Genomic DNA, 7091 nt, shown 5'->3' with positions numbered 1-7091 from the left:
CAGAGATTGGCGCGACCTTGGCGAAGCTCTGCTGCACGAGCGTGACTTGGTCTGGTGTCATGGTTGGCTCCTGTCTGTTTAGGGTCCCTCGTTCCGCCTTCGCGCACGCCCCCTCGGATCAAACCCGAGGGCAGGCTCTCTCCCCGCACGTTGCCGGACGTGGACCGAGAGGTCACTCCACATGCCGTCTCACACCCGAGCTTCGGCGAGACTCGTCGCGCCCGACGCCACAGGACTCCTGCGCAGATAATACCACCAGGTCAGCGCCAGGCAGGTCGCGTAGAAAGCCAGATAGATTTCCAGCGCCAGCTGCGGACCACCGGTAAGGGCGATCGACTTGCCGAAGCCGCTCGGGATCAAGTAGCCGCCACAGGCGCCGATCGCGCCGATAAATCCGAGCGCGGCACCGCTCTCGATGCTGGCGGCCTTCAGGGCCAGCGCCCGGCCGGCTTCGCCGGTGCCCTTTGCCTTGCGCAGATTCTCCTCGCGGAAAATCGACGGGATCATCCGGTAGGTCGATCCGTTGCCTATGCCGGTCGTGACGAAGAGGATGAGGAACATCACCAGGAATCCTGTGAAGTCCTTGATCCCGACGAAGTACAACACGCCGATCGTCGCTGCGCCCATCGCGATAAAATTCCAGAACGTCACGATCGCGCCGCCGACCTTGTCGGCAAGCAAGCCGCCAAATGGACGCGAAACCGAGCCCACCAGCGGACCGAGGAAAGCGATCGCCAGAGTGACCGTGGGGAATTGCGTCTTGATCAGCAACGGAAACGCGGCCGAGTAACCGATGAACGAGCCGAACGTTCCGATGTAGATGAAGGCCACGATCCAGGTATGCCTGCGCCCGACGATGGCGAGCTGGTCTTTGAACGTGGACTTGGCTGTGCTCAAATTGTTCATGAAGAAAATGGCGCCGAAGACCGCAACCGCCAGCGGCAGGATCCACATCAGTCCGGCGTTCTGAAGATAGACGCCATCCGAGGTCGGCGTCGCCTGGTAGAGGTTGAAAAGGCCGACCCCCATCAGAATTGGCGTCAGCAATTGGACGCTGCTGACGCCGATATTGCCGCCGGCCGCGTTCAAGCCAAGCGCCCAGCCCTTCATGCGGTCGGGATAGAAGAAGGATATGTTGGCCATGCTCGAGGCGAAGTTGCCGCCTCCGAGGCCTGCCGTGGAAGCTACCAGCAGCATCAGCCAGAACGGCGTATTGGGCTCGCTGACAAAATAGGCGAGCGCGAGTGTCGGAATGAACAGCACCGAGACACTGAAGATCGTCCAGTTCCGGCCGCCGAACCTCGTGACAGCGAACGTGTAGGGAAATCGCATCAGCGACCCGATCAATCCGGGCAGCGCCACCAGCTGAAACAGTTGCTCGGTGCTGTAATGGAAGCCGGCTTGCGGCAACTTGGTTGCGACGATGCTCCAGATCAGCCAGACCGAAAATCCGATATGCTCCGCAACAATCGACCAGATGAGATTACGTCGGGCGATGACGTGGCCCTTGGAATTCCAGAACGTCTCATCCTCTGGGTTCCATTCCGAAATCCAGGTCGGGCGTTGCGTGCTCATTGGAACTTTCCTTTCAACTGTAATCGGGATCGAGAGGCACGGCCGCGCGCTCCAGGGGGGCCCCAGTCTGGCGGTGTCAGAATTCGGATGATTGGTTTTCTATGGACGGCATCAATGGCGTCAGGGGACGACATTCAAGCTTCGTGCCAAGCCGATGAAACTCAAAAATCAATGTGTTTCAGCATTTTAGTTGACTGGACTGGCTCGGAGACAAAGCCGGCATGCGCATCCAAAACTTGCGGATAGCTCATTTCTTGTGCGACGCACAAGAAGTGAGCAGGCATCCCCAGGCGGCCGTTTCGGGTAAGCCCCACGCGCGCCGGGTTAAGCACGCGGCGAGTGGAACATGGCACGGTTTTGCGCTACCAACCCACGCTGCGAAAGCCACGGAGAACAATTCCCGATGTTAGCCCCGACCCCCGCATCGCCGGAATCCGCCGGCATGTCCCAGCAAGCCTTCGATCGGATGGAGGAGCATATCAAGCGCCGCTATATCGACGCCGGTCGCTTTCCGGGAACGCAGCTTCTGGTCTACCGCCGCGGCAAGATCGTCCACAGCGCGGTGCAGGGCTTTGCCGACCTCGAACGCAAGGCGGCAATGAAACACGACACCATCTTTCGCATCTATTCGATGACCAAGCCAATCACCAGCGTGGCTTTCATGATGCTGTTCGAGGAGGGCCGCGTCGCGCTCGACGAGCCGGTGCATAAATATGTTCCGGAATGGAAGAACCTCGGTGTCTTCCAGGCCGGCGTCTGGCCGGCCTTTCTGACCAGGCCGCCGTCGCGACCGATGCAGATCGTGGACCTGTTGCGGCACACCTCCGGCCTGACTTACGGTTTCCAGCAGCGCTCCAACGTCGATGCGGCCTATCGCGAATTGAAAATCGGCACAGTCGAGAAATCGGGAACCCTGCAATCGATGGTCGATGATTTGGCAAAAATTCCGCTGGAATTTTCGCCCGGCGAGGCCTGGAATTATTCGGTTTCTACCGACGTCATCGGATATCTGATCGGCAAAATCAGCGGCCAGCCGTTCGAGCAGTTCCTCAGAGAGCGCATCCTTGATCCGCTTGAAATGAACGATACTGACTTTTTTGTTGGGGCGGACAAGGTCCATCGTTTCGCGGCCTGCTATTCAGCCGACCCGCAAGGCGGCATGACCTTCCATGCCGCTGACCGCAAGGACGGCATGACGCTACAGGATGACCCGACCACGAGCTCGTTTCTCGCGCCACCGTCGTTCATTTCCGGCGGCGGCGGCTTGTGTTCGACCGCGGCTGACTATCTCACCTTTTGCCGCGCGCTGCTCAATGGCGGCGAACTCGGCGGCGTCAGGCTGATCGGCCCAAAGACGTTGGCGCTGATGACGTCAAATCATCTTCCCGGCGGGCGCGATTTGCCGGCGATGTCACGGTCGCTGTTCAGCGAGGCGAGCTACAACGGCATCGGCTTCGGTCTCGGCTTCTCGGTCACGATGGACCCCGCCCAGACATTGATCCCCGGAAGCCGCGGCGAATATGCCTGGGGGGGTGCGGCATCAACTTCGTTCTGGATCGATCCGGCAGAAGAACTCGCCGTCATTTTCATGACCCAGGTGCTGCCCTCGAGCGCCTATCCGATCCGGCGCGAACTGCGTGCCATGGTTTACTCTGGGATCGCCGACAGCAATCTCTAGGGAACCGTGGCGCGCGGGTGCCTGCGGGCAAATTCATTTTCTCCGCTAGCTTAGCTAGCCGATGTTCTGCAAGCTTGGAAACGCCTCCAGCAACCAGATGCTGACGCTGGATACGGCGCCAGTGAGAAAACTGATGCCGGTGATCACCATGAGCACGCCCATCGCCCTCTCGACGGTGGCGAGATGCCGCTTCATCCGCGAAAACAGCGAGGAGAACTGCTCGACCATCAAGGCCGCGATCAGAAAGGGTATGCCGAGCCCGGCGGAATAGACCGCAAGCAGGCCCGCGCCCCTCGCCACCGTTGCCTCGGCCGCGGCAACCGACAGGATGGCCGCGAGGATCGGGCCGATGCAGGGCGTCCAGCCGAACGCAAACGCCAGGCCCATCACATAGGCCCCCCAAAGCCCAACGGGCTTTGGTATCGGCAGCCGGCCCTCCCGCATCAGCAAACCGATCCGCGTCAGCCCCAGAAAATGCAGGCCCATGACGATGATGATAATGCCGGCGACAATCGAAAGCTCCGCTGACCACGCCCGGATCAACCCGCCGATCAGCGAGGCGCTGGCGCCGAGCGCCACGAACACGGTGGAAAAGCCGAGCACGAACAGGACCGCCGATATCATCACCGCACGCTTGGAGGCGGATATCGTCTCGTCGTTGGCGACGTGCTCGATGGTCGCTCCCGTGAGGTAAATCAAATACGGCGGCACCAGGGGCAGCACGCAGGGCGACAGAAAACTGACGAGACCGGCAATCAACGCCGCGGGAATCGAGACATCGTGGATCATGCAGTCATCGCTATCGTCGCTCAATCGGCGGCCAGCCGGGCCCGACCTTCGGAAGCCAGCACTTGCCCACACTTCATGATGTAGCGGATGGGACGGAATGCGCAACCGGCCTGCCGCCGTCCGGCATCCCGGAATTGCCTTGGTCTCAGGCCTGAGCGCGATGGTGGCGGGTCTTGTCGATCAACAATGTGTCAGGCGCGGCCAGCGCCCCGCCGCAGCCGCATTGCGCCCCGGAACAGCACTTTCCGGAACGAGACCTTCCGGAAGCTGATTGGCTATTTGACCAGTTTCAAGAGGGGACGTAAGCGCTGACCCTGCGGCTTGGTATATTGCGATCCCGGCGGCGGCGCGTCCTCCGGCAACATCGCGTCACACAGAGCCTTCAGCTCGGAGTCGGCAATCCGATTGAGTTTCATCCGAAGCTCGAGGATTGCTACCGACAGCACCAGCGCAGTCTCGCGGTCGCCGCCTTCGATAAGAGCCGCACGGCACTCCTCGAGTGCAGAGAGAACCGAAAGCATTCGTTCGTCTGAATCTGATACCAGCATTTTTTTCCGCTACCGAGCTTGCGAGGTAAAGTCTGTTCTATCCGGCCCGCCGTTTCAGATACTTCTCCAAATAAATTCTCCGAAACAGCACGATGGGATTCGTGGTCGACACGTCGTCGGGAGCGCAACCAACCCGGCCAGCACGATGCCGCCGCGGCCTCGGTTGACCAACGCCGTGCACGGCAACCAACCGTAGCACGACCGGCTCTCGCGCTCGAATACTATTTCGTTGCGGCACGGGCTGGCTCCGACCCCTCGGCCGATCCAACCAATGGCGCACCACGGCTTGAGAGGGCTCATCGAGCAGGCATGAGTGCGGCCGGCGGACCGATCCAGCGCCAATAGTCGAGAGCCTTTCGGCAGTTGTCCCGCGCCCGCCGCATGGGCCGCCAAGGCTGCGACGGGAAGGGCTGCGGCGAAGTGGGCTGAACCACAATGGCTTCACCGGAAATTCCTGCCGCGTCTGCGCGAATACAACGGTCGCAAGGCCGGGCGAATTCGTGGATGTCGCAAGGCTCACAGCTGCTCTTTTCGTTAATTCGCGGGGGAGATGGAGGCCCCCCGGAGGCGTCCGCGCGACGCGCCGAACTGATGGTGATCACGACTGACGGTAATCATTAACGCCGAATTGCACGGCCTTAGACCCGCCATAGTTGTAGCCCGCTTATTATTCTGGCATTTTATCACGCGAAAAGGATTTTGTATGCATCTTGCACTGGACAGGGGCGTTCCTCGGAAGGAACGCGATAAAGTCTCCTTCGGCAGTCTCACAGATTGGGACGCCGCGAGGGTCTTTCTGGAGGTTGTTCGTTGCGGAAGTTTCAGATCCGCAGCGGACCGGCTCGAGCTGTCCATCAATGTCGTTCGCCGGCGCATCGATGATTTTGAGCGGCAAATCGGAGCGACGCTGTTTACGCGCGACGTCCATGGCACCCGCCTGACCGAAGAAGGCTCACAGGTCGTTTCGGCCGTGGAGCGCATGGAAGCCGCCTCGTTCGACTTGCTGCGTGCCGGCGATTTCGTCACCAGCACGCTGGCCGGCGAAGTCCGGGTCGCCGTTACCGAAGGTCTGGGAACGTTCTGGCTGGCCCCTCGTATCGTCGATTTCCAGAAATCCTTCCCGAAAATACGCGTCGACCTCCATTGTGCGATGCGCTCCGCCGACGTATCTCGGCATGAGGCCGACGTGGCCATCCATTTGTCGCGCCCGGACACGCTTGACGTCAAACTGGTCCGGCTCGGCAAAATGCATTTGATGCTGTTTGCGAGCCGGAAATACATCGAGATCTACGGCGCCCCGAGGACCGCGGAGGACTTGCTCAAGCACCGGCTGGTTCTGATGATGCAGGTCGACGACCGGACTTCTGCCAAGGAGAGCTTCGAGGAGTGGTTTCCCGGCTGCTCCGAGCGGGATCTGTTGGTGATGAAAACCAACGTCAGCAGCGCGAATTATTGGGCCGTCGCCATGGGGGCCGGTATTGGCGTGTTTCCAACTTACGCCTGCGCACTTGGCGCGAATCTTGTACCCTTGGAAATCGAATTGCGCCGGCCACTCGATATTTGGCTGTCCTATCACCCCAGTAGCGGGCGTATCCCCAGGGTACGCCATATGGTCGACTGGCTGATAGAGGCCTTCAATCCCGCAAAATTCCCTTGGTTTAAGGACGAATTCGTCCATCCAAGCGAATTTAAAGCGGTATATATGGGCGAACCCCTGACCCATCTATTCGGGGGCTTCTTGACTGAAGGACGGTAAAACCAGAATGAACAAGTCAACGGCAAAGAGAATGAAGCAACGCAGTGCCGGCAAGCCCGACATTGAGCTCGGAAAGCGAATTCGGCTAAGGCGCGTGGAGCAACGCATCTCGCAGGCGGAACTCGGCGAAAAACTTGGCGTCAGCTTCCAGCAGGTTCAAAAATACGAGAAGGGCGTCAACCGCGTCGGCGCGGCCCGTCTTCAGCAAATCGCCACCGCGCTCGATGTTCCCGTCACATTCTTCTACGACGGCGACGGCAAGGCTCGGGAAGTCGAAAGCCTGCTGTTTCTGGACAGCGCCTTTAGTTTGAGACTGTTGCGGGCCTATAGCAAGATCAAGGACCAGACCGTACAGCGTCAACTGGTATCCTTGATGGAATCGATCGCGGCGAACGAGGCCTAGGTGTCGATTGAGACCATTTGACCGATCACGGCTAGCTTGCAGCGCCGGGGACATGATCGATCAATGCAAGCGGATCAGTCGGCAATCTGCCGCCGCGCCAGGCCACTTGCTGGTCCGGCCGCGACAATACCAGTCCGCCGCCATAGAAAGTGGCGGTCCGAGGCGGCTCGATGTCGAGCACCTTCAGCGGCACGCGCCGCTCGCGGGCCGCGGCCTCAAGCAGGGTCACGTCGGCCGCGCGATCGAATCGCAATAGCGTAAACTCCGGCCCCATTGCGTCGTAGAGCGAACCGCCGTGGCGACACCACAGATGCGGCGTACGACAGCCCGGAACGTCCGACG

The 7091-nt window shown here is 60.2% G+C and carries 7 protein-coding genes; 3 read left to right on the top strand and 4 right to left on the bottom strand.

Going from position 1 to position 7091, the window contains the following annotated elements:
• Positions 1 to 189 precede the first annotated feature (189 nt).
• Complete coding sequence (locus ABSG20_RS25280) at positions 190 to 1575, bottom strand: MFS transporter (protein WP_423867222.1); 1386 nt, start codon at positions 1573 to 1575, stop codon at positions 190 to 192.
• A 403-nt stretch (positions 1576 to 1978) separates the two neighbouring features.
• On the opposite strand from ABSG20_RS25280, the gene ABSG20_RS25275 reads away from it, so the two are divergent.
• Positions 1979 to 3253 carry a serine hydrolase domain-containing protein gene (locus ABSG20_RS25275; RefSeq protein WP_423867221.1) on the top strand — a complete coding sequence of 425 codons (1275 nt, stop codon included), beginning with the start codon at positions 1979 to 1981 and terminating at the stop codon, positions 3251 to 3253.
• A 54-nt stretch (positions 3254 to 3307) separates the two neighbouring features.
• Here the strand turns inward: ABSG20_RS25275 and ABSG20_RS25270 are convergent, their stop codons facing one another.
• Together ABSG20_RS25270 and ABSG20_RS25265 are read right to left on the bottom strand one after the other, a co-directional pair.
• Positions 3308 to 4042, bottom strand: coding sequence for a cytochrome c biogenesis CcdA family protein (locus tag ABSG20_RS25270; protein WP_423867220.1), 735 nt, complete (start codon positions 4040 to 4042; stop codon positions 3308 to 3310).
• A gap of 275 nt (positions 4043 to 4317) precedes the next feature.
• The gene (locus ABSG20_RS25265) at positions 4318 to 4590 is read right to left on the bottom strand and encodes a hypothetical protein (RefSeq protein ID WP_423867219.1); all 273 of its coding nucleotides are present in this window, start codon (positions 4588 to 4590) and stop codon (positions 4318 to 4320) included.
• Positions 4591 to 5293: 703 nt separating this feature from the next.
• On the opposite strand from ABSG20_RS25265, the gene ABSG20_RS25260 reads away from it, so the two are divergent.
• Both ABSG20_RS25260 and ABSG20_RS25255 read left to right on the top strand, forming a co-directional pair.
• Positions 5294 to 6346, top strand: coding sequence for a LysR family transcriptional regulator (locus tag ABSG20_RS25260; RefSeq protein WP_423867218.1), 1053 nt, complete (start codon positions 5294 to 5296; stop codon positions 6344 to 6346).
• A gap of 7 nt (positions 6347 to 6353) precedes the next feature.
• On the top strand, positions 6354 to 6749 hold the full coding sequence (locus ABSG20_RS25255) for a helix-turn-helix domain-containing protein (protein WP_423867217.1): 396 nt from the start codon (positions 6354 to 6356) through the stop codon (positions 6747 to 6749).
• 31 nt (positions 6750 to 6780) lie between these two features.
• Here the strand turns inward: ABSG20_RS25255 and ABSG20_RS25250 are convergent.
• The coding region (locus ABSG20_RS25250) for an aromatic-ring hydroxylase C-terminal domain-containing protein (protein ID WP_490338337.1) at positions 6781 to 7091 on the bottom strand (311 nt) is incomplete at its 5' end.

This window comes from Bradyrhizobium sp., from assembly GCF_049512235.1.
GTDB lineage: Bacteria > Pseudomonadota > Alphaproteobacteria > Rhizobiales > Xanthobacteraceae > Bradyrhizobium.
Note: the sequence above shows the minus strand (reverse complement) of the source record. Positions and strands in the feature narration are given on the sequence as shown.

Coding starts and splice junctions, on each gene's coding strand:
- ABSG20_RS25270 (WP_423867220.1), bottom strand. CDS start 4,042: ATGATCCACGATGTCTCGATTCCCGCGGCGTTGATTGCCGGTCTCGTC.
- ABSG20_RS25260 (WP_423867218.1), top strand. CDS start 5,294: ATGCATCTTGCACTGGACAGGGGCGTTCCTCGGAAGGAACGCGATAAA.
- ABSG20_RS25265 (WP_423867219.1), bottom strand. CDS start 4,590: ATGCTGGTATCAGATTCAGACGAACGAATGCTTTCGGTTCTCTCTGCA.
- ABSG20_RS25275 (WP_423867221.1), top strand. CDS start 1,979: ATGTTAGCCCCGACCCCCGCATCGCCGGAATCCGCCGGCATGTCCCAG.
- ABSG20_RS25255 (WP_423867217.1), top strand. CDS start 6,354: ATGAACAAGTCAACGGCAAAGAGAATGAAGCAACGCAGTGCCGGCAAG.
- ABSG20_RS25280 (WP_423867222.1), bottom strand. CDS start 1,575: ATGAGCACGCAACGCCCGACCTGGATTTCGGAATGGAACCCAGAGGAT.